The 22,663-nt window shown below is 70.1% G+C and carries 15 protein-coding genes; 2 read left to right on the top strand and 13 right to left on the bottom strand.

The window, feature by feature from the left end; translation table 11 throughout:
- Positions 1-147: 147 nt before the first annotated feature.
- Entirely contained in the window at positions 148-1,122 is a 975-nt protein-coding gene (galE, locus tag ACZ5PB_RS07195) for a UDP-glucose 4-epimerase GalE (protein ID WP_468688576.1), read from the bottom strand.
- 204 nt (positions 1,123-1,326) lie between these two features.
- On the opposite strand from galE, the gene ACZ5PB_RS07190 reads away from it, so the two are divergent.
- Together ACZ5PB_RS07190 and ACZ5PB_RS07185 are read left to right on the top strand one after the other, a co-directional pair.
- Positions 1,327-4,233 (top strand): bifunctional glycosyltransferase/CDP-glycerol:glycerophosphate glycerophosphotransferase, encoded by a 2,907-nt coding sequence (locus ACZ5PB_RS07190; RefSeq protein ID WP_468688574.1) that lies wholly within the window; start codon positions 1,327-1,329, stop codon positions 4,231-4,233.
- Positions 4,230-5,420, top strand: a complete 1,191-nt coding sequence (locus tag ACZ5PB_RS07185; RefSeq protein ID WP_468688572.1) for a glycosyltransferase — start codon at positions 4,230-4,232, stop codon at positions 5,418-5,420. Before ACZ5PB_RS07190 ends, ACZ5PB_RS07185 begins: the two co-directional genes overlap by 4 nt.
- Positions 5,421-5,516: 96 nt before the next feature.
- Here the strand turns inward: ACZ5PB_RS07185 and ACZ5PB_RS07180 are convergent, their stop codons facing one another.
- The 12 genes from ACZ5PB_RS07180 to ACZ5PB_RS07125 all read right to left on the bottom strand — a co-directional run bounded on the left by ACZ5PB_RS07180 (position 5,517) and on the right by ACZ5PB_RS07125 (position 22,626).
- The gene (locus tag ACZ5PB_RS07180; RefSeq protein ID WP_468688570.1) at positions 5,517-7,133 is read right to left on the bottom strand and encodes a glycosyltransferase family 2 protein; all 1,617 of its coding nucleotides are present in this window, start codon (positions 7,131-7,133) and stop codon (positions 5,517-5,519) included.
- A gap of 153 nt (positions 7,134-7,286) precedes the next feature.
- Positions 7,287-8,726, bottom strand: a complete 1,440-nt coding sequence (obgE, locus tag ACZ5PB_RS07175; protein WP_468688568.1) for a GTPase ObgE — start codon at positions 8,724-8,726, stop codon at positions 7,287-7,289.
- A 160-nt stretch (positions 8,727-8,886) separates the two neighbouring features.
- Positions 8,887-9,144: a 50S ribosomal protein L27 gene (gene rpmA, locus ACZ5PB_RS07170; protein ID WP_018103204.1), complete on the bottom strand. Its 258-nt coding sequence runs from the start codon at positions 9,142-9,144 to the stop codon at positions 8,887-8,889.
- A 12-nt stretch (positions 9,145-9,156) separates the two neighbouring features.
- Positions 9,157-9,477: a 50S ribosomal protein L21 gene (gene rplU / locus ACZ5PB_RS07165; RefSeq protein WP_185026398.1), complete on the bottom strand. Its 321-nt coding sequence runs from the start codon at positions 9,475-9,477 to the stop codon at positions 9,157-9,159.
- Between the two features lie 183 nt (positions 9,478-9,660).
- Entirely contained in the window at positions 9,661-10,752 is a 1,092-nt protein-coding gene (locus ACZ5PB_RS07160; RefSeq protein WP_468688565.1) for an iron-containing alcohol dehydrogenase family protein, read from the bottom strand.
- Entirely contained in the window at positions 10,740-11,477 is a 738-nt protein-coding gene (locus tag ACZ5PB_RS07155; RefSeq protein ID WP_468688564.1) for a phosphocholine cytidylyltransferase family protein, read from the bottom strand. The genes ACZ5PB_RS07160 and ACZ5PB_RS07155 overlap by 13 nt, the downstream gene beginning before the upstream one ends.
- Positions 11,478-11,553: 76 nt before the next feature.
- Positions 11,554-12,462 (bottom strand): UTP--glucose-1-phosphate uridylyltransferase GalU, encoded by a 909-nt coding sequence (gene galU / locus ACZ5PB_RS07150; protein ID WP_468688562.1) that lies wholly within the window; start codon positions 12,460-12,462, stop codon positions 11,554-11,556.
- A gap of 204 nt (positions 12,463-12,666) precedes the next feature.
- Entirely contained in the window at positions 12,667-17,241 is a 4,575-nt protein-coding gene (locus ACZ5PB_RS07145; RefSeq protein ID WP_468688560.1) for an Rne/Rng family ribonuclease, read from the bottom strand.
- 229 nt (positions 17,242-17,470) lie between these two features.
- A complete protein-coding gene (locus ACZ5PB_RS07140; protein ID WP_468688558.1) occupies positions 17,471-18,274 on the bottom strand; it encodes a TIGR03936 family radical SAM-associated protein in 804 nt (267 codons plus the stop codon).
- A 283-nt stretch (positions 18,275-18,557) separates the two neighbouring features.
- Positions 18,558-19,982, bottom strand: coding sequence for a hypothetical protein (locus ACZ5PB_RS07135; protein ID WP_468688557.1), 1,425 nt, complete (start codon positions 19,980-19,982; stop codon positions 18,558-18,560).
- Positions 19,983-20,015: 33 nt separating this feature from the next.
- Positions 20,016-20,570, bottom strand: a complete 555-nt coding sequence (locus ACZ5PB_RS07130; protein ID WP_468688555.1) for a GNAT family N-acetyltransferase — start codon at positions 20,568-20,570, stop codon at positions 20,016-20,018.
- A 130-nt stretch (positions 20,571-20,700) separates the two neighbouring features.
- Complete coding sequence (locus ACZ5PB_RS07125) at positions 20,701-22,626, bottom strand: TIGR03960 family B12-binding radical SAM protein (protein ID WP_468688553.1); 1,926 nt, start codon at positions 22,624-22,626, stop codon at positions 20,701-20,703.
- Positions 22,627-22,663 lie beyond the last annotated feature (37 nt).

The raw sequence follows: 22,663 nt of genomic DNA, 5'->3' as shown, positions 1-22,663 counted from the left end.
AGGGGGTGTGGTGCCCGCCGGGTGATTCTGCCCCGCGAGACACCACCACGGGGCCGCCCCCGGCGGGAGCGAGGTGTACGGCTCCACCCGGGGCTGTCCCGCCCTGCGCGGCGGGGAGGGGGTCAGAGGGAAGGGCAGGAAGGAAGATCAGTCCTGCGGGTGGCGGTGGCGCCAGCCGGACCAGGCGGATTCGACCATTTCGCGGACCGAGTACTGGGCCTGCCAGTCGAGCTCGGTGCTGATGCGGTCCGCGGCCGCGACCACCCGGGCCGGGTCCCCGGCCCGCCGCGGCGCCACCTCGGCCTTGATGTCCTCCCGGCCGCTGACCTCGCGGATGAGGTCGATCATCTCGGCGACGGAAACGCCCTCGCCCTTGCCGATGTTGAGGATCAGCTGGGCCTCGGGGTCGGCCACCAGCTTGCGGGCGGCGGCCACGTGCGCGGAGGCGATGTCGGCGACGTGGATGTAGTCACGGACGCAGGTGCCGTCGGGCGTCGGGTAGTCGTCACCGAAGATCAGCGGTGCCTTGTCGGCTTCGAGTCGCTCGAACACCATCGGTACGAGGTTGAAGATGCCGGGGTCGCCCAGTTCGGGGGAGGCCGCGCCGGCGACGTTGAAGTAGCGCATGCAGGCGGTGGCCATGCCGTGCGCCCTGCCGATCGCGCCGACCATCCATTCGCCGGCCAGCTTGGTCTCGCCGTACGGGCTCATGGGCAGGCAGGGGGTGTCCTCGGTGACCAGCTCGACGTCGGGCATTCCGTAGACGGCGGCGGAGGACGAGAAAAGGAACTGCTTGACTCCGGCGGCGACGGCCGCCTCCAGTACGGTCTGCAGGCCGACCACGTTCTCGCGGTAATAGAACAGGGGCCGTTCCACCGATTCGCCGACCTGCTTCTTGGCGGCGATGTGCACCACGCCCGTGATGCCGTGCCGTCGCAGTACGTCGTCGAGGAGTGCGCGGTCGAGCACGGAGCCCCGCTCCAGCGGAACGCCGGATGGAATCCGCGTCTCGGCTCCCGTACTCAGGTCGTCCAGCACGACGACACTTTCACCGCCGTCGGCGAGCGCCTTTACCACGTGTGAACCGATGTATCCCGCACCGCCAGTTACCAGCCAAGTCATAGAGGCACTATACAGAGACGCAATGATCACTGATCGGGGCATCTCTGGGCAGGGACTGGGCGGGTTGGTCCGTAGGCTAGCCTGGCCGGGACTGTGGAAATCCTCCAGACCCTTCAGTCGGGGTTCATCTGTCGGTCACCCCTCACGTACCCGCAGTGGTGAGGGGATCAGTAATCGAAACGTATCGAGGACGTGAACACAGAGGTGGCCTTGTCAAGCCCGTCTCCCTCGTCGGACAGCCTCCCGACGACCGTGCCGGACATCAGTGTTGTGGTCATTGTCTACAACGATGCCGACCGGTTGCCGACAGCCGTGCAGTCGGTCCTGGACCAGTCGCTGCACAACGTCGAGGTGATCATCGCGGACGACTGTTCCACGGACGGTTCGTACACCGTGGCCAGGACGCTTGCGGCTCAGCACCCCGACCGGGTCCGGGCGATCCAGTTGGAGGAGAACAGCGGCGGCTGCGGTGAGCCGCGCAACCAGGGCATCGCCGTGGCGCGCGGCCGTTATGTGATGTTCCTGGACAGTGACGACACGCTGGAACTCAACGCGTGCCGCAACATGCTGGAGGCGGCCGAGACGACCGGTGCGGATCTGGTGTCCGGACTGTGTCTGCGGGTCCACGTCGACAGCCGGCACGGCAAGACGACGGAGTGGTACCGCTGGCTGTACAACGCCACGCGCACGATCGACTCCGTTGCGGAACTCCCCGACCTGCTGGTCTTCGACACTCTGTCGACCAACAAGTGTTATCGGCGCGAATTCCTGATCGAGAGCAACCTCACCTTCCCCAAGCGGATTCACTACGAGGACCTGCTTTTCTCGGCCCAGGCATATTTGGCAGCTTCTCGTATCACCCTCATTCCTAATACTGTTTATTACTGGAATGTGGTCGAGAAGACCGAGAAGAAGTCGATCAGTAATCGCCGCAACGAAATCAACAATTTCGCGGACCGGGTGGAGATCCACCGGCGGATCGACAAAATCCTCAAGTCCCGCGGTATGGACGACCTGAAGCTGCACAAGGACATCAAGTTCCTGAAGCACGACCTGGTCCTCTACTTGCGTGAACTGCCGTTCCTGGACGACGACTACCGGCACGCCTTCGCCGAGATGGCCCGCGAGTACGTCCAGTCGTTCGCCCCCGAGGCGTACAACGAGCTGCACCCCGCCCACGCCATCTGCGCGTACCTCCTCCTCCAGGAGGACTGGGACAACCTGATGCCCGCGATCGACATGCTCCTGAACCGGAGCAAGCTCACGGTGCCGCTGGTGGAGAAGGACGGCCGGATCTACTGGTGCGAGGAGCACCTGGGGGACAGTCACGCCCGTGCGCTGCTGGACGTCACCGACCTCGGTTACCACACCAAGCCGGTCGACAAGCTGGACCTGCGCAACAGTCTGACCGGGTACACCGAGCACTCCTCGGACGTCGTCCTCAGCGGTGCGGTGGTCAACCCGCTGGGCAAGATCAAGCCGGGCGCGAAGCTGTCTGCGGAGATCGTCCTCAAGGCCCGCCGGACCAGCCTCCAGACGTTCCGTTTCCCCGTCCGCAGTGTCCGTCTGGACGGCGAGAGGGTGTTCTGGGAGGCCACTCTGCCGCTGGCCAAGGAGCTGCGCCCGCTGGGCATCGTGGACGACGTGTGGAACGTCCGGATGCATCTGAAGGTCGACGGGAAGACCACGATCGGTGCGATCACGGTCGGCCAGACCGACATCGAGCGGACCGGCATTGTCACCGTCAAGCCCCGGCTGACGCGGCTGGCGGGCGACCGCATAGAGGCAGAGGTCTCCGGGCGCGGTCATCTGGCGTTCCACATCGTGCAGCACAGCGCGGCCTCGCAGAAGGCCCGCGCGCTGATCCAGAACAACATGGACAGCCTGCCCGCGCGGATCGCCAAGACCACGTACCGCAAGGCGCGTGACGTGCGCAAGGACCTCAACTCCGGGCCGCGCAAGATCGACGGCTACCACCGCATGATCAAGGCTCTGCCGGTCCGCAAGGGCACCGTCGTCTTCGAGAGCCACCTGGGCAAGCAGTACAGCGACAGCCCCCGGGCCATCTACGAGGAGCTGAAGCGGCGCGGCGCCCCGATCCACGCGATCTGGTCGTACGCGGGCGCCAAGCCGACCGGTTTCCCGACCGATGTGGAACTGGTCAAGCGCTGGTCGTGGAAGTACCTGCGGGCGCTGGCCCAGGCCGAGTTCTGGGTCGACAACCAGGGCTTCCCCCTGAAGCTGAGGAAGCGTCCCGAGACGACGTACATCCAGACCTGGCACGGTTCCGCGCTCAAGCGGATGGGCTTCGACGAGCCCGGCTACCGCTTGATGTCGGAGGGCGAGCAGGCCGCGTACCAGACGTCGCTGGACCGCTTCGACCACTTCGTGGTGCGCAGTGAGCACGATGTGCGCACTCTGGCGCGCGCCTACCGGATGCCGGAGAGCAAGCTGCTGCGCAGCGGTTACCCGCGCAACGACGCCCTGGTGAAGGGCCGTGACGCGACCGGGGAGAGCAACGAGGTCAAGGCGCTCAAGGAGCGTCTGGGCATCCGCCCGGGGCTGCCGGTGCTGCTGTACGCGCCCACCTTCCGCGCCAACGCCCAGGGCAAGGTGCAGAAGTTCGAGTTCCCGTTCTCCATCGAGGAGCTGGCGGAGCGGTTCGGGGACAAGTTCACGCTGCTGGTGCGCACGCACTACCTCAACCAGGTGTCGCTGCCGCCGGCGATGGCGGGCCGGGTCATCAACGTCTCGGAGGAGCCGGACATCACGCCGCTGCTCCTGGCGTCGGACGTACTGATCACGGACTACTCCTCCGTGATGTTCGACTACGCACTGTTGCAGCGGCCGATGGTCTTCTTCGCGTACGACTGGGAGGAGTACTCGCAGGACATCCGCGGTACGTACTTCAACCTGCTGGAGACGGCGCCGGGTCCGGTGCCACGCGATCAGGAGGCACTGTTCTCGGTGCTGGCGGACCTGGACGGCGTACGTGCGCAGTACGGTCCGCAGATCAAGGAGTTCGTGGATCGGTACGGCGAGTACGACCACGGTGATGCGGCCGCGCAGATCGCGGAGCGCTTCTTCGGCGGAAAGGGCCGTACCCGATGACTCAGCTCCCGAAGACGCAGCTCCCCGAGACGGGGCTCCCGACGACGCGACGCGACATCTTCTTCGTGGCCAACGAGGTCGACGAGCTGGGCGGGGTGGCCCGCTGGCAGGCGCAGATGGCGGCGCTGCTCGCCGAGCGCGGTCACCGGGTGACCGTCGTCGGTATCGCACCGGCCGAGGTCGCCATGGATCTGGGGGAGAACCCCCCGTTCAAGACGGTCACGCTGTACGGCCGGCGGCCGGAGGGCCGCAAGGCGGTCAGTGGGCTGCGCGGCAGGATCGACGTGGCTGCCCGGCTGCACAACTCGCGGCGTGAGGCCGGGATGCGGGAGGCTTCGGCGAAGCTGTCCCGGCTGTTCCGGACGGCCGCACCCGGCGCGATGATCATCGTGACCCAGGTGTGGGCGATGGAGTGGGTGAAGCTCGCGGACACCGCCGGTCACCCGGTGATCGGCATGAGCCACGAGAGTTACGACTACTCGCGGCAGTCCTCCCGCTTCGGCCGTGTCCTCAAGCACTACAAGGACGTCGACCGGCTGCTGCTGCTCACGCAGGAGGATGCCGACAAGTGGGCGGTCAAGGGCCTCAACAACGTCGGGTTCATGCCGAACCCGCTGCCGATGATGCCGGAGACCGTTTCCCCGCGTTCCGAGAAGACCGTGGTCAGCATCGGCCGGCTCAGCCACCAGAAGGGCCTCGACATGATGCTCGACGCCTGGGCGGAGGCGGCTCCGCAGGTGCCGGGCTGGAAGCTGAAGCTGTACGGTGCCGGCGAGCTTGAGCAGTCGCTCAAGAAGCAGGCGACGGACCTCGGTCTGGACGATTCGGTGGAGTGGGCCGGGCAGACCCGCGATGTCGTCGGCGCCCTGCACGGGGCGTCGGTGTTCGCGCAGTCGTCGCGCGGTGAGGGCTTCCCGCTCGCGCTGCTGGAAGCGATGGCGTGCGGTGTTCCCTGTGCGGCCTTCGACTGTGCACCGGGTGTGCACGAGATCATCCAGGACGAGGTCGACGGACTTCTCGCCCGGCCGGGCAACACTCCTGAGCTGGCACGGCAGTTGGTGCGGCTGATGCAGGACCAGGAGATGCGCGACCGGATGGGTGACCTGGCCCGGAAGAACGTGCAGCGGTACTCCCCCGAGTCGATCACCGAGCGCTGGGAAGAACTCTTCGACTTCCTGGAGCGGTAGACAACACCGCGGCACTCAGCACAGTGGCCCCCTTCCGCACCGTCGGAAGGGGGCCACTGTGCTGCGCCTGTTCTTCTTGTTTCTCGTTCTTGTTTCCTACTTCGTCTTGCGCGCCAGCCTCTTGAGGCGGCGGCCCAGTACGTCCTGCGCTCCCCGCACTCCCCCGACCACGCGCACGGTCAGTGCCTGCCGTGGGGTCACATTCGCCTGGACGAGGAGGGGTAGTCCGGCTCCGAGGACGATTCTGCGGCGGGCCACCGAGGGTGCCGAGGCGCGCACCTCCGCCGGGATGCGGGTGCCGTCCTCGCAGACCACTTCGGCATGCACTCGCCAGGCCATCAGCCGCTCCCGGTCGGCCAGTTCGCGTGCCCGTACGGAGATGTCGGCCTGCCAGGCGTCGGCGCCGGTGCGTCGCAGGGGCTGTTCCCGCTCGCGTGCGGGGCGGGCGCCGCGCTGGTCGGTCAGGCGCAGCAGGAGCCGTTGCGGCTTCAACGGGCCGAGCAGGCCGTGGAGTTCCCGTACCGTCAGGGTGAACTCGATCGAGGGACCGATGTCGATGCTGCCGTTGACGGTCAACGGCAGCTTGTGGGCGGGCAGTTCGCTCAGCCCGTCGAGCTGCACCTCGGGCAGTTCCTTCGCCAGTACGGGTACCCCGGCGTCCGTGGTGCACGACGGCGGCAGCAGCCGGGGCGGCTGGGCGGCGAGCGCCACGACCCGCTCCAGTTCCACGGGGACCTCCCGGGCCAGGAGGGTGCGGGCCAGCCAGCGGGACGGGGCTTCGGCGGCGCTGTGGGCGGCCTCGTCGAAGCCGGTGAGGTACGCGCGCGTGGCGGTCCACCAGTCGGCCCGGTAGCCGGCGTTGCGCTGCGGCAGTTCCCGTACGTACATGGGCAGGTCGTAGTCGAGGAACTTGGTCTGTGCGGCCACTGCCAGGGCTTCGGAGCCCGCCTTGCGGAACACCTCGACGACGCGGCGGTGTGCCTCGACGCGGTGCTCCCAGTTGGCAATGGTGGCGCGGCGCAGCGAAATGGAGAGTTCGGCGGCGTCACGGCGGACGTGCCACACGTACACGGGGGTGGCGATGACGGCCATGCGCGGGGCTGCCGCGTACACCTTCGCGGTGAACACGAAGTCCTCGTAGTGGAAGGCGCCGTCGGGGAAGGTCGCGGCGTGCTCGACGAGGAAGTCCCGCCGGTAGAGCTTGTTGACGGAGAGGGTGTCGAGGAGGAACTCGGGGTGTGCGGCGATGCCGTCCAGGACGGTGCCGGGCAGGGTGGCGCCTGCGGCCGGGTCGTAGAGGGCGGGGGCCCACACAGTGTCGCGGCCTTCGGGGAGTTCGCGGCGTACGCACTGGCCGGCGACCAGGTCCGTTTCGGGGTCTGCGGCGGCCAGCAGGGCGTCGACGGCACCGCTCGGGTAGATGTCGTCGCTGTCGAGGAACATCACGTACGGGTGTTTCGCAGCGGCGATGCCGTCGTTGCGGGGGCTGCCGCAGCCGCCGCTGTTCTCGGTGCGGTGCAGGGGACGGACCCGGGGGTGCTGCCTGGCGAGGGCGTCGACCGCTTCGCGGGTGCCGTCGGTGGACGCGTCGTTGACGACGATCACCTCGCCGACGGCTTCGCCCTGGGCGAGCGCGGAGTGGACGGCGGACGCCACTTGTTCCGCGTCGTTGTAGACGATGACGACAACGCTGACCGTTACGTCGGATTCCACCGGGCCGCTCCCAAAATTCTCGTCGTGTGCAGGCCCCATCCTTGCCGGTCCTCCGTCGAATCCGAAAAGGGGGCCCTTGTCGCGCCCCCCTGGTTCGTGGTCACTCACCGCCGGGGGTGGGAGTGACCACGAAGCGCGACCGCGGAACGACGGTCAGAACGGCTTGAACTCGTCGTATTCCTTCTGCGAGTTGTCACGCTCGGCCTCACGGTCCTTGCGGCGCGTGGCAGCGGGGCGCGGCTCGTCCAGGCGGTGGTCCTCGCCTCGGCGGCCGAGCATCTCTGCGCCGGCCATGACGGTCGGCTCCCAGTCGAAGACCACGGAGTTCTCGTCGGAGCCGATGGCGACGGCGTCGCCCGCGCGGGCTCCCGCCTTCACCAGCTGGGTTTCGACGCCGAGGCGGCTGAGGCGGTCGGCGAGGTAGCCGACGGCCTCGTCGTTGCTGAAGTCGGTCTGCTGGACCCAGCGCTCGGGCTTCTCGCCGCGCACCCGGTAGACGCCCTCTTCCTCGTCCTTGATGACGGTGAAGCCGCTGTCGTCGACGGCCTTGGGCCGGATGACGATGCGGGTGGCCTCTTCCTCCGGCTTGCGGGCGCGCAGCTTGGCGATGCCCTGGGCGAGGGCGAAGGAGAGTTCCTTCAGGCCGGTGCGGGACACGGCGGACACTTCGAAGACCTTGTAGCCGCGGGCTTCGAGCTCCGGGCGGATCATGTCCGCGAGTTCCTGGCCGTCGGGGATGTCGACCTTGTTGAGGACGACGAGGCGCGGCCGGTCGTCGAGTCCGCCGTACAGCTTGAGTTCTTCCTCGATGACGTCGAGGTCGGAGATCGGGTCGCGGTCGGACTCCAGGGTGGCGGTGTCCAGGACGTGCACGAGGACCGAGCAGCGCTCGACGTGCCGCAGGAATTCCAGGCCCAGTCCCCGGCCCTCGCTAGCGCCGGGGATCAGGCCGGGGACGTCGGCGATGGTGTAGACGGTCGAGCCCGCGGTGACCACGCCGAGGTTGGGGACGAGCGTGGTGAAGGGGTAGTCCGCGATCTTGGGCTTGGCGGCGGAGAGCACCGAGATCAGCGAGGACTTTCCGGCGCTCGGGTAGCCGACCAGGGCCACGTCGGCGACGGTCTTGAGTTCCAGGACGATGTCGCGGGACTTGCCGGGCTCGCCGAGCAGGGCGAAGCCGGGGGCCTTGCGGCGGGCCGAGGACAGTGCCGCGTTGCCGAGGCCGCCGCGGCCGCCCTCTCCGGCGACGAACATGGTGCCCTGGCCGACCATGTCGGCCAGTACGTTGCCGTCCTTGTCGAGGACCACGGTGCCGTCCGGTACGGGCAGGACGAGGTCCTGGCCGTCCTTGCCGGAGCGGTTGTCGCCGCCGCCGGGCTGGCCGTTGGTGGCCTTGCGGTGGGGGCTGTGGTGGTAGTCGAGCAGGGTGGTCACGGCCTGGTCGACGACGAGGATGATGTCGCCGCCGCGTCCGCCGTTGCCGCCGTCAGGCCCGCCGAGGGGCTTGAACTTCTCACGGTGTACGGAGGCGCAGCCGTGGCCTCCGTTACCCGCGGCGACATGCAGTTCGACGCGGTCCACGAAGGTGGTCATGGGTGTCCTCCAGTACAGGTAATGCGGAATGTCTACATACGTAACACGCCGAGGGCGGACACGCTTCCCCGGTAAGCCGGGAAAGAGCGTCCGCCCTCGGAACGTGCTGTGTATCGCTCGGGACCCCGGTTTTCGGGGTCCGCTACGAAAGCTGGCTTGTTCAGCCGGCGATCGGAACGATGTTCACGACCTTGCGACCACGGTGCGTGCCGAACTCGACCGCACCGGCGGCGAGAGCGAACAGCGTGTCGTCGCCACCGCGGCCGACGCCCGTGCCCGGGTGGAAGTGGGTGCCGCGCTGGCGGACCAGGATCTCACCGGCGTTGACGGCCTGACCGCCGAAGCGCTTCACGCCGAGCCGCTGGGCATTGGAGTCGCGACCGTTCCGAGTGGACGATGCGCCCTTCTTGTGTGCCATGTCTCAGTCCCTTTACTTCGCAGCCGTGGGGATACCGGTGACCTTGATCGCCGTGTACTGCTGGCGGTGACCCTGGCGACGGCGGTAGCCGGTCTTGTTCTTGTAGCGGAGAATGTCGATCTTCTCGCCCTTGTGGTGGTCCACGACCTCGGCCGTGACCTTGATCCCGGCCAGGACCCACGGGTCGCTGGTGACGGAGTCGCCGTCGACAACGAGCAGAGTCGAAAGCTCGACCGTGTCGCCAACCTTGGCAGTGGAAATCTTGTCAACCTCAACGATGTCGTCGACAGCAACCTTGTGCTGGCGACCACCGCTGCGCACGATGGCGTACACGCGGATCTCACTCTCACTCGAAGACGGGACCCCTGATGCCAGCCGCTTCCGGCGTGAAACAGGACGAGCGGCCTCTCCCGTACGCACCGAAGTGGTTCAGGAGGGGATTGCTCAGGGGTTTGGCGCACTAAAAGACGCCGACGGTCAAAGTTACGGGACCTGGCCCGGCCGGGTCAAACCGGGCTATCGCCCGCTGCCGGCTTGTCCAGCGGACGCGCCGACGGACTTCACCAGGGTGCTGTAGGCGTCCCTGATGCCGTCCTGGGACAGGTCCAGGTGTTCCAGGACGGTGAAGCGTCCCGGGCGGGTCTGCGGCGCGTACGTCACCGCCTGGACGAATTCGTCGACCGTGAAGCCGATGTCGCCGGGCAGTACCGGCATGTCGTGCCTGCGCAGTACGTCGGCGAACAGTCCGGCCTCCTCGTGTGCGCCGCGCAGGTGCATCGCGAAGACCGCGCCGATGCCGACCTGTTCGCCGTGCAGCGCGGCGCGCTGCGGGAAGAGCAGGTCGAAGGCGTGGCTGATCTCGTGGCAGGCACCCGACGAGGGCCGGGTGTCGCCGCTGATCGACATGGAGATGCCGGACAGTACGAGTGCTTCCGCCAGCACTGTCAGGAACGCGTCCTGGGTGATGTTGCCGGGGTGGCGCAGTACCGCTTCGCCGGCCTGCCGGGCCATGGCCGCGGCGAGTCCGTCGACTTTTTCGCCGTTGATCTCGTGGGACAGTTCCCAGTCGGCGACGGCGGAGATGTTGGACAGTGCGTCGCCGATTCCCGAACGTACGAAACGGGCGGGGGCGTCGCGGATGACATCGAGGTCGATGAGCATCGCGATGGGCGTGGGCACGCCGTAGGAACCGCGCCCGTTGTCGTTGTCCAGGATGGACACCGGGGAGCACAGTCCGTCGTGCGACAGGTTCGTCGCGACGGCGACCATGGGCAGGCCGATCCGGGCGGCGGCGTACTTGGCGACGTCAATAATCTTGCCACCGCCAAGTCCGACGACCGCGTCGTACCGCTTGCGGCCCTTCATCTCCTCGGCGAGTGCGACCGCCGCGTCGATGGTGCCCGCGCCGACCGGGTACCAGTCGGCGTCGGGCAGGACGGGTGCCAGCTTTTCCTGGAGCACCCGTCCCGACCCGCCGCTGATGGCGATGGCCAGCTTGCCCGAGCCGGAGATCCGCTGGTCCGCCAGGAGGCCGGCGAGATCGTCCAGGGCGCCCCTGGAGATGTCGACGGCGACCGGCGAGGGGATCAGCCGGGTCAGTACTGGCACGCGATCTCCCGGCCCCTGGCGAGGTCGTCGTGGTTGTCGATCTCGACCCACTTGAGGTCGCCGATCGGGGCCACGTCGATGCGGAAGCCGTTGTCGACGAGCTCCTGGTAGCCGTCCTCGTAGTAGAGGTCGGGGTCCTTCTCGAAGGTCGCCTTCAGTGCGTCGGCTAGGGCGACGGCGGCCTCGGGCTCGATGAGGGTGACGCCGATGTACTCGCCGGAGGCGGTGGCCGGGTCCATCAGCTTGGTGATGCGGCTGACGGCGCCGGACTCGTCCGTGATGACCTTCATCTCCTCGTCGGCGAGGTTCTTCACCGTGTCGAGGGCGAGGATGATCTGCTGGCCCTTGCCGCGGGCGGCGAGGAGGGTCTCCTCGACGGACACCGGGTGAACGGTGTCACCGTTGGCGAGGATCACGCCCTGCTTGAGGACCTCTCGGGCGCACCACAGGGAGTAGGCGTTGTTCCACTCCTCGGCCTTGTCGTTGTCGATGAGCGTGAGCTTCACGCCGTACTTCGACTCCAGCTCGGCCTGGCGCGCGTAGACGGCTTCCTTGCGGTAGCCGACGACGATCGCGACCTCGGTGAGTCCGACCTTGGCGAAGTTGCCCAGGGTCAGGTCGAGGACGGTGGTGTCGCCGTCCACGGGGACGAGCGCCTTGGGCAGCGTGTCGGTGTAGGGACGCAGACGCCGTCCGGCGCCCGCCGCCAGTACCAGGCCGATCATGGGTTTCTCCTTCGAGCAGGTCGTGCAGGTCGAGCAGGGGCAGAGAGTGGGACGGAAGGGGGCAGGCCCGTGGGGCCTACATCTCCTCCGCGACGTAGCCGCGCAGCCACGTCTTGAAGTCCGGGCCGAGGTCGGCGCGCTCGGCGGCGAGGCGGACGATGGCCTTCAGGTAGTCGCCCCGGTCGCCGGTGTCGTAGCGGCGGCCCTTGAAGACGACGCCGTGGACCGGGCCGCCGACCTTCTCGTCCTGGGCGAGGGTCTGCAGGGCGTCGGTGAGCTGGATCTCGCCGCCGCGGCCGGGCTCGGTGTCGCGCAGGACGTCGAAGACGGCAGGGTCCAGGACGTAGCGGCCGATGATGGCGAGGTTGCTGGGGGCGTCCGCGGTGGCCGGCTTCTCGACCAGGTCGTGGATCTTGACGACGTCGCCGTCCTCGGTGGCGTCGACGGCCGCGCAGCCGTACAGGTGGATCTGCTCCGGGTCGACCTCCATCAGCGCGACGACGCTGCCGCCGTACGTCTGCTGGACCTCGACCATACGGGCGAGCAGCGGGTCGCGGGGGTCGATCAGGTCGTCGCCGAGGAGGACGGCGAAGGCCTCGTCGCCGACGTGCGGGGCGGCGCACAGGACGGCGTGGCCGAGGCCGCGCGGGTCGCCCTGGCGGACGTAGTGCATGGTCGCCAGGTCGCTGGACTCCTGCACGCGCGCGAGGCGGTCGGCGTCGCCCTTCTTGGTGAGGGCGGACTCCAGCTCGTAGTTGCGGTCGAAGTGGTCTTCGAGGGCGCGCTTGTTACGGCCGGTGATCATGAGTACGTCGGAGAGTCCCGCCCCTGCGGCTTCCTCGACCACGTACTGGATCGCGGGCTTGTCGACGACCGGCAGCATTTCCTTGGGCGTCGCCTTGGTCGCCGGGAGGAAGCGGGTACCGAGGCCCGCGGCCGGGATGACGGCCTTGCGTATGGGGCGGGGGGTGGCGCTGTTGCTCATGGGGTTACGAACTCTCCGTCTTTCAGGGACATTTCGCGGCCGTGGGGCATGGGTGATCCGGGGAATTTCCCGGATGCTCCCGCATACCAGGGTGGCCAGTGCCTGATTCGGGCACTGGCCACCCTGCTTCCGACCGGGGCCGGTTCCGCTGGGTACTGCGGGTACTTCAGGTACAGCCTGCACTGCGGTTGTACGGGTACTGCGTCAGTCCTGCGCGGGAGCCGTCACAGTGGGCAGTGTCTGCTCCGCCGCGGCCGTCTTCTTCGCAGTCTTCTTGGCCGCGGTCTTGGTGGCCGCCGTCTTGGTGGCGGTCTTCTTCGCGGTGGTCTTCTTGGCCGTCGTCTTCTTGGCGGCAGCCTTCTTCGCGGGTGCGGCCTTCTTGGCGGCGGTCTTGCGTGCCGTCTTCTTGGCCGGGGCCGGGGCCGGAGCCTCGTCACCCTCGCCCGCCACGGTCACGGCCTCGGCCGCACCGTCCGAAGCGGGCTTGTCCGTCTCGGCCTGCGGGGCTGCCGACGGCGTGGTGTCCACCACGAGCACGGCGGCCTCGACCGACCCGGCGGGCGAACCCGCGGGGGCGGTGGCCTTGCGGGTCGCCCGGCGGCGGGCCCTCGGCGGAGCGGCCTCGACGACGGCCTCGACCGGCGCCTCGGCGGCCACCGGCTCAGCGGCAACCGGCTCGACGGCCACCGGCTCGACGGCCACAGCCGCCTCCGCCTTCGGCTCCTCGACCACGGTCACCTCTGCGGCAGGCGCCTCGGCACCCTTGGGCGAGCCCGCCGGAGCGGACGCCTTCCGGGTCGCCCGACGACGGCCGCGCGGCGCGGCCACAGCCACCTCCGCCTCGACGGCCTCCACAGTCTCGGCCGCCACAGCGTCCTCGACGGGAGCCGGAGCAGCGGTCTCGACGGCCGGAGCCGCCTCGGCCACGAGGGCCGGAGCCACTTCGGCCTCGGCCACCGGCTGCGTCTCTGCCCCGGTCACCTCCGCCGCCTCGGCACCCTTCGCCCGCATCGGCGAGGCGTGCTCGATGTAGTCGGCCGGCGAGGTCTTGCCGCGCGGCGCACCGGCCGGGGCCGACGCCTTGCGGGACCGGCGGCGGCCACGGCCACGCGTGGCCGACGCCTCCGCCTCGGCGGCGCTGCTGTACAGCTCCTCGTCCGGTACGAAGTCAGGCGCCGGCAGCGCGATCGGTGCGGCCGCCTCGGCAGCCACCTCCGCCTCGCTCTCGGTCTCGTGCACCTCGTCCTGGCCGTGGTCGTGACCATGGTCGTGACCGTGGCCGCTCTCGTGCTCGTGACCGTGGTCACCGGCGTGCTCGTGGTCGCCGGCGCTGCCGCCCTTGCCGCGCTTCTTCGAGCGCTTGGAGCCGCCGCCCCCGCCGATCGCGGTGGGCTGCTCCATGTGCACGATGACGCCGCGCCCGTTGCAGTGGACGCAGGTCTCGGAGAAGGACTCCAGGAGGCCCTGGCCGACCCGCTTGCGGGTCATCTGGACCAGGCCCAGCGAGGTGACCTCGGCGACCTGGTGCTTGGTGCGGTCGCGTCCCAGGCATTCGAGCAGTCGCCGCAGCACCAGGTCCCGGTTGTTCTCCAGGACCATGTCGATGAAGTCGATGACGACGATGCCGCCGAGGTCGCGCAGCCGCAGCTGACGGACGATCTCCTCGGCCGCCTCCAGGTTGTTCTTGGTGACGGTCTCCTCCAGGTTTCCGCCCTGCCCGGTGAACTTCCCGGTGTTGACGTCGACGACGATCATCGCCTCGGTCTTGTCAATGACAAGTGAACCGCCGGACGGCAGGTAGACCTTGCGGTCCAGCGCCTTCATCAGCTGCTCGTCGATCCGGTACGTCGCGAAGACGTCGACCTCGGAGGTCCAGCGGGAGAGCCGGTCGGTGAGGTCCGGCGCGACGTGGGCGACGTAACCGTGGATGGTCTGCCAGGCCTCGTCACCGCTGACGATGACCTTGGAGAAGTCCTCGTTGAAGATGTCGCGGACGACACGGACGGTCATGTCCGGCTCGCCGTAGAGCAGGGTCGGCGCGTTGCCGGCGTTGCTGCTCTTCGCCTTCTTCTGGATGTCCTCCCACTGTGCCTGCAGACGCTCGACGTCGCGGCGCAGCTCGTCCTCGCTCGCGCCCTCGGCGGCGGTGCGCACGATGACGCCCGCGTCCTCGGGGACGATCTTCTTGAGGATGGTCTTCAGACGCGCCCGCTCGGTGTCGGGGAGCTTGCGGCTGATGCCGGTCATGGAGCCCTCGGGCACGTACACGAGGTAGCGGCCCGGCAGGGACACCTGGCTCGTCAGACGCGCGCCCTTGTGGCCGATCGGGTCCTTCGTCACCTGTACGAGGACGGACTGGCCGGACTTGAGGGCGGTCTCGATGCGGCGCGGCCCGTGGGCCATGCCGAGCGCCTCGAAGTTGACCTCACCGGCGTACAGGACGGCGTTGCGGCCCTTGCCGATGTCGATGAACGCGGCCTCCATGGAGGGGAGGACGTTCTGCACCTTGCCGAGGTAGACGTTGCCGACGTAGGACGTCGACTGCTCCTTGTTGACGTAGTGCTCGACGAGGATGTTGTCCTCAAGGACACCGATCTGGGTGCGCTCGCCGTTCTGCCGGACGACCATGACGCGCTCGACGGCCTCGCGGCGGGCCAGGAACTCGGCCTCCGTGATGATCGGGACGCGGCGGCGGCCCTGCTCGCGGCCTTCGCGGCGGCGCTGCTTCTTGGCCTCCATGCGGGTCGAGCCCTTGATGGACTGGACCTCGTCGAAGCCGGTGCCGGGCTCGCGGTCGGCGACGGCCTCCTTCTTGCGGGGCTCGCGGACCTTGACGACGGTGCGCTCGGGGTCGTCGGTGCCGTTGGAGGCCTCGTCGTGGCCGGAGTCTCCGCTGCGACGGCGACGGCGGCGACGGCGACGGCTGCTGGAGGAGCCGGCCCCGCCCTGGTGCTCGTCGTCGTGGTCTTCGGAGTCGTCCTCGTCGGCGACGTCCTGCGCGACGGCGGGCTGCGGGTCGTCCGTGTCCTCGGCCCGGTCGCTCCGGTCGCCCCTGTCGGTGCGGCCGTGGTTCTCGTTGCTGTCGTTGTCGTCGGCGTCCAGGGCCTCGCCCCGGCGACGGCGGCGGCCACCGCGGCGGCGACGGCGCGCCCTGCGGTCGTCGGCGTCGTCGGACTCGTCGTGGCCCTCGGCCTCGTGCTGCGGCTCGGGGTCCTCGTCGGCGTCGTCCTGCGGGGCCTCCTGCACGGGGGCCTCGGCGCGGCGCTGCTGTACGTCGTCGGCGGACTCGCCGCGACGGCGGCGGCGACGGCGGCCACCGGACTGCGCGGGCTCGGCGGCCTCCTGGACCGGAGCCTCGACGACGGTCTCGGCCTCGGTCTCCTCGCCCTCCTCCGGCTCCTCGACGGGCTCGGCGACGGCGGCCATGGCCGCGGTCTCCGGCGTCTGGAACATGGGCTCGGAAAAGACCGGCGCCTGGAACACGGCGACGGCGGGGCGCTGCGCACGGCGGCGCGAGCGCGGCGACGACTCCTCGGCCGCCTCCTTCTTCGCGGCGGCGGGCGCGGCGGCCGAAGCAGGCTCGGCGGCCGGGGCGGCCGGCTCCGCCGTGAACTTCGGGGTGGCGGCCGGACGGCTCGCCCGGCGGCGGGTGCGACCGCGCGGCGCCTCCTCCTCGACGGCCTCGGGCTCGGCCGCGGCGACGGGCTCCGCCACGGTCTCCTCGGCGGCCGGTGCCTCCTCGACGGGGGCGGGCGCGGTGGCCTTGCGTACGGCCCGACGACGGGCGCGCGGCGCCGGAGCGGCCGTCTCCTCGTCCTGGCGTACGTCCTGTGCTTCCTGCTGCGGTGCTTCCGCCTGTACGTCGTGCTGTACGGGAGCCTCGACGACGGGCTCGGCGGCCGGCGCGGGCGAGCCCGCCGGGGCGGTCGCCTTGCGGGTCGCCCGGCGACGGGTGCGCGGCGCCGGAGCGGCCGTGTCCTCGTCCTGCCGCACGTCCTGTACTTCCTGCTGAGGTGCGTCCTGCTGTACGGGAGCCTCGGCCACGGCCGGGCTCTCCTCGGCGACGGCCTCGGCAGCCGGTGCGGTCGCCTTGCGGACGGCACGACGGCGCGTGCGCGGCGCCGGGGCGTCCTCGGCAGCCGGAGCCTCTTCGGCGACGGCGGCCGGCTCGGCAACGGTCTCGGCGGCGGGCGCGCCCGCCGGAGCGGTGGCCTTGCGGGTGGCGCGGCGACGGGTCGGCGCGGCGACGGCCTCGGCGGCCGGGGCTTCGTCGGTGGTGGCCTCCGCGACGGCCTCTGCGGCGGTCTCCGCGGGGGCACCCGCCGGGGCGGTCGCCTTGCGGACGGCGCGGCGGCGCGTGCGCGGTGCCGGGGCGTCCTCGACGGCCGGAGCCTCGGCAGCCGGAGCCACGGCGGCGGGCGCCTCGGCTGCTGCCGGGGTGTCCTGCGTGGTGGCGGCCGGTGCGGGCGAGCCCGCCGGGGCGGTCGCCTTGCGCACGGCGCGGCGGCGCGGCCGGGCCGGGGCGGCGCTCTCGTCGTTGTTGCTGGTCTGGTCAGTGGTGTCGGTCACGGCACCCTCTCCGGCCGGTATGGCCGGAGCCGCGGCCTCTACGGTCTTGGCGGCATCCGACTGGTCCGGCTGGTCCTGCTGCTGGTGCGTGGTCGCGCCGCCCCCGGGGGGTCCGGCGGGACGCGAGGCCGCGCGGCGCCTGCGGCGCGGCGGCAGTGTGTCGCTGGGCGAAGTGTGGTCGGCCTCAACGGGTTCGATCGGCTCAAGCATGCGGGGTTCTCCCGTCACGCTCCCGGGCGCCGCGCCTGAATCCGGTCCGGCCGCGGCCCACGCGCGTTGCGCGGGGCCACCGTCCGGGGCGCGGGCGCCGCACGGGAGCTGTTGTCCAACTCGCCGGTTCCGTATGCCTCGTGGCGTACGGCCTGGCGAAAGTCCTGGTCAGTACGCGGCCCGACCCAGGTGGCTCCCGAGTACCAGGGCTGCGCTACAACGACCGTCCTCAGGCGGAACCGGAACCTTCAGGCGCCTTCGCGGCGGCGGGTGCGGGGGCTGTGGTAGAGCCTGCCTGCATCGCCTCGCGGTCGGGCGCGAGCGGGTCGGTCACCGTTCCGGACTCCTCGTCGAGAAGCCCCTGCGCCAGCCTGGTCACCGCTGCGGGGACCGGCGGCGCCAGGTCGGCCACAGCGCGGAGACCGGAAAGGACGTCGTCGGGTCGTACGGCAGGTGTCATGTGCCGCACTACCAGCCGCAGTATCGCACAGGGCTCCGCCGTGGTCCTATCGCCGGCTCCGCCGTCGAGCGCCTCGGCCGGGGGCAGTGCGGTCATCTCGACGACGGCCCCGCGGGCGTCGAAGCTGCGCATGCCGTTCTTGGTGCGGCGCTGGACCTCGACGGTCTCGGCGGCGAGGAAGGTTTCCACGGCCTTGGCCGCTTCCTCTTCGCCCACGCCGTTCAGCCGCAGTTCCCAGATGGAGGCGGTCAGCCGGTCGGCGAGGCCGGAGGTGCGGGCCTCGACCGCGTCGGTGATGTCGAGGCCGTCGGGCATCGACTCGTCGAGCAGTCCGCGCAGTGTGGCGGGGTCGCGCGGTGCGGTGAGGGCGATCTCCAGGTACTCGGCCTCGGAGCCGGTGCCGGTGGGGGCCGCGTTGGCGTAGCTCACCTTGGGGTGCGGGGTGAAGCCCGCCGAGTACGCCATGGGCACCTCGGCGCGGCGCAGGGCCCGCTCGAATGCGCGCTGGAAGTCACGGTGGCTGGTGAACCGGAGGCGGCCGCGCTTGGTGTAGCGCAGTCGGATGCGCTGCACCGCCGGTGCGGGCGGCGGGCCTTCGGGCTGTCGCTTGCCCAGTGGTTCTTCTCCTCGGTGCGGGGCGGCGCGTCTTCCGCGCGCCCACAGGCCTGTGGGTGACCCCGTGCGGCATCTCCGTGGTCCGGCTCACCCCTGCGGGTTGCTCCGCTGGGAGATCTCGGGTCCGGGTGCTGCGCCGGGGGCAGTCGTTGTACTACCCAGAGTACGCGCCGGGGGCGCGCATGGTTCCCGCGGAGGGTGACGGGCGCCCTGTCGGGGTGCGAGGGGGCCCTGGCTGGGCTCAGCCCTCCTTGACCAGGGACGGTTGCACGACGGCGGGTTCGGGTGAGGGTGCCGGTACCGGGACGGGTTCCGGTTCAGGGCTTGCGCCGCCCACCAGGGCCCGCCAGGCGTCCTTGCGGGCGGCGCGGACGGAGGCGCGTGCCGAGGCGAGGGCTTCGCGGGCGGTGTGCCGTGCGGTGCGGACGGCTTCCCCGGCGGCCAGGCCGGCCCCTCGGACGGCCCGTCCGGTGCGGGCGGCTGCGTTCTTGACGGGGTGCCAGATTCCGTCGCGCAGCCAGTGGCCGAGCGGGGTGAGCACGCTGCGGTAGACCCAGCGGACCGGGCGGCCGACGGTGTTCCAGGCGAGCCACTTCACGGCCCGGCCCAGCGCCCGGGAGACGTATCCGGCGACCTGCCAGCAGATCTTCAGTGCGGCCGCGATCTCCTTGCCCAGCCACACCACGGGCCCCACCAGCAGCGTCATCACCACCCACGCCACCGCACGCCCGAAGCCCCGTACGGCCCACCAGACGCCGTGGCCGAGCGGAGTGAGCACACTGCGCCAGAGGAACACCGCGGGGGCGGCCAGGAGCCGGGTCCCGGCCCACTTGAGGGCTGCCCACAGGGCGTGTCCGGTGGCTGCTGCGGCGGTGCGCAGCGCGGTGCCCAGTCGGCGCAGGCCGTGCCCGAGGGGTGTCAGTACGTACCGGTGGAGGGCGGTGACCGGCAGCACCAGCAGCGTCCTCACGCACCAGGCGGCGGCTGCCCACAGTCCACGCCGGCAGACGACGGCTCCCGCGCCCAGGTTCAGCCCCAGCCACCGCAGGCCGTGGCCGACCGGGGTGAGCACGCGCGCGTAGAGCCAGTTGGCGGGCGGCTGGACGGCGTACCGCCACAGCGCCACCCAGAGCGACACGAACAGCAGCTTCGCGAGCCACAGGAGCCCGTGTCCGGCCGGGGCCAGCACCCACCGGTGAAGTCCCGCCCACATCCGTACGCCCAGCAGTACCGCCAGCCATCGCAGGCCGTGGCCGAGAGGGGTGAGCACGCGCGCGTAGAGCCATGTGGCGGCGGGGGCGAGTGCGTGGCGCCACAGTGCCGTCCAGGGGGTGACGAGGACGGCCCTGGCCAGATGGCGCAGGCCGTGGCCCAGTGGTGTGAGCAGTGTCTCGTACAGCCAGGTGGGGAAGGTGACGAAGAGGGCGCGGCCCAGTCCGGTGGCCGCGCGGCGGGTCAGGGCGCCGCCGGTGCGGAGCAGGTCCCAGACCACCCGTACGGGGACGACGACGATCAGCACGACCACCCGGACCGGGATCCGTACGAAGGCGGTCAGACAGCCTTCCTGCTGCTGTTCGGGCCGCTGCTCGGGCCTCTGCTGCTGTTGTGGCCGTGGCGCGTGTGGTTGTGGTTGTGGTTGTGGTTGTGGTTGTTTTTCGAGATCCATTCCGGTCCTCCCCGTCTTCCCTTCCAGGACGCGTCAGCGGCCGGTTCGGATCCAGTAGCGCAGGGTTCCCTGCCGCTCGTCCTCCAGGGCGCCGCCGCAGGCCTCGATGGTTCTGCGGGAGCCGGTGTTGGCGGTGTCGCAGGTGACGAGGAGGGAGTCGATGCCGAGGGTGCGGGCGTACGGGAGGCAGCCGCGCAGCATTCCCGTGGCGTGGCCCCGGCGGCGGGCGGTGGGGCGTACGCCGCAGCCGATGTGGCCGCCGAGTTCAGCGAGGAAGGGGGTGAGGCGGTGGCGTATCGCGATGCGGCCGAGGTAGGTGTCGCCGGCCGCCCACCAGAGGGTGGTGACGGGCACGGTGCCGACGGGGCGCGGGGTGTCCGGCCGGGCGTCGGCGCGTACTGCCGCCACGTACCGGGCGAAGACGGCCGGGTCGTGCCACCGCTCGCCGTACTCGGCCAGTTCGCCGACCAGGGTGCGGCCCATGAACGATCCGGTGTCGGCGGCGAACTCGTCCATCGCCTCCAGGAAGGAGTCCTGGAGGCGGGTGGTGGGCTCGACGAGTCCGGGCGGCGGGGCTGGCGTGACCATGCCGAGCATTGTGCCGTGGTCACGGCGGAGGCCCGGCCGGGGGTGTTCCCCTGTGGCCGGGCCTCTGCCGGAGTACGGACGGGCGCGCGGGTGCTCCGGGCACTCGGGCCACGCGCGCGTACCCCGGTGGTTACTTGACGACGCTCAGCGGCAGCAGTTTCTTGCCGGTGGGGCCGATCTGGATGCTGGTGTCCATCTGCGGGCAGACGCCGCAGTCGAAGCACGGGGTCCAGCGGCAGTCCTCGACCTCGGTCTCGTCGAGCGAGTCCTGCCAGTCCTCCCAGAGCCAGTCCTTGTCGAGGCCGGAGTCGAGGTGGTCCCAGGGGAGGACTTCCTCGTAGGTGCGCTCGCGGGTGGTGTACCAGTCGACGTCGACGCCGTACGCGGGGAGCGCCTTCTCGGCGGCCTGCATCCAGCGGTCGTAGCTGAAGTACTCGCGCCAGCCGTCGAAGCGGCCGCCGCCCTCGTAGACGGCGCGGATGACGTCGCCGACGCGGCGGTCGCCGCGGGAGAGCAGTCCTTCGACGATGCCGGGCTTGCCGTCGTGGTAGCGGAAGCCGATGGAGCGGCCGTACTTCTTGTCGCCGCGGATCTTGTCGCGGAGCTTGGTGAGGCGTGCGTCGGTCTCTTCGGCGCTCAGCTGCGGGGCCCACTGGAAGGGCGTGTGCGGCTTGGGCACGAAGCCGCCGATGGAGACGGTGCAGCGGATGTCGTTCTGTCCGGAGACCTTGCGGCCCTCGGCGATGACGTTGACCGCCATGTCGCCGATCTGCAGGACGTCCTCGTCGGTCTCGGTGGGCAGGCCGCACATGAAGTACAGCTTGACCTGGCGCCAGCCGTTTCCGTACGCGGTGGAGACGGTCCGGATCAGGTCCTCCTCCGAGACCATCTTGTTGATGACCTTGCGCATGCGCTCACTGCCGCCCTCGGGGGCGAAGGTGAGGCCGGAGCGGCGCCCGTTGCGTGTGAGCTCGTTGGCGAGGTCCACGTTGAAGGCGTCGACGCGGGTGGACGGGAGGGACAGGCCGATCTTGTCCTCCTCGTACCGGTCGGCGAGGCCCTTGGCGATGTCCGCGATCTCGGTGTGGTCGGCGGAGGAGAGGGAGAGCAGGCCCACCTCTTCGAAGCCGGTCACCTTGAGACCCTTCTCGACCATTTCGCCGATGCCGGTGATGCTTCGCTCCCGCACGGGGCGCGTGATCATGCCGGCCTGGCAGAAACGGCAGCCGCGGGTGCAGCCGCGGAAGATCTCCACGGACATGCGCTCGTGGACGGTCTCGGCGAGGGGGACGAGGGGCTGCTTGGGGTAGGGCCACTCGTCGAGGTCCATGACGGTGTGCTTGGACACGCGCCACGGGACCCCGGACCTGTTGGGTACGACGCGGGCGATGCGGCCGTCGGCGAGGTACTCGACGTCGTAGAAGCCGGGGACGTAGACGTTGCCGGTCTTGGCGAGGCGCAGGAGGACTTCCTCGCGGCCGCCGGGGCGGCCCTCCGCCTTCCAGGTCCGGATGATCGCGGTCATGTCGAGGACCGCCTGCTCGCCGTCGCCGATGACGGCGCAGTCGATGAACTCGGCGATCGGCTCCGGGTTGAAGGCCGCGTGGCCGCCGGCCAGGACGATCGGGTCGTCCAGGGTGCGGTTGCGGGACTCCAGGGGGATGCCGGCCAGGTCGAGCGCGGTGAGCATGTTGGTGTAGCCGAGCTCGGTGGAGAAGGACAGTCCGAAGACGTCGAAGTTCTTCACCGGGCGGTGGGCGTCGACCGTGAACTGCGGGACCTGGTGCTCGCGCATCAGCGCTTCGAGGTCCGGCCACACGCTGTAGGTGCGCTCGGCGAGGACGCCCGCCTGCTCGTTGAGCACCTCGTAGAGGATCATGACGCCCTGGTTGGGCAGCCCGACCTCGTACGCGTCCGGGTACATGAGCGCCCAGCGGACGTCGCACTCGTCCCACGGCTTGACGGTGGAGTTCAGCTCACCGCCGACGTACTGGATGGGCTTCTGCACGTGCGGCAGGAGGGCTTCCAGGCGGGGGAAGACCGACTCAACAGGCATCGCGGTGTCTCTCATGAGCGGGCAGGGGGACCCTCAA

It is taken from the genome of Streptomyces sp. NPDC032721 (genome assembly GCF_055579625.1).
This window is presented reverse-complemented; position numbering and strand designations above follow the sequence as displayed.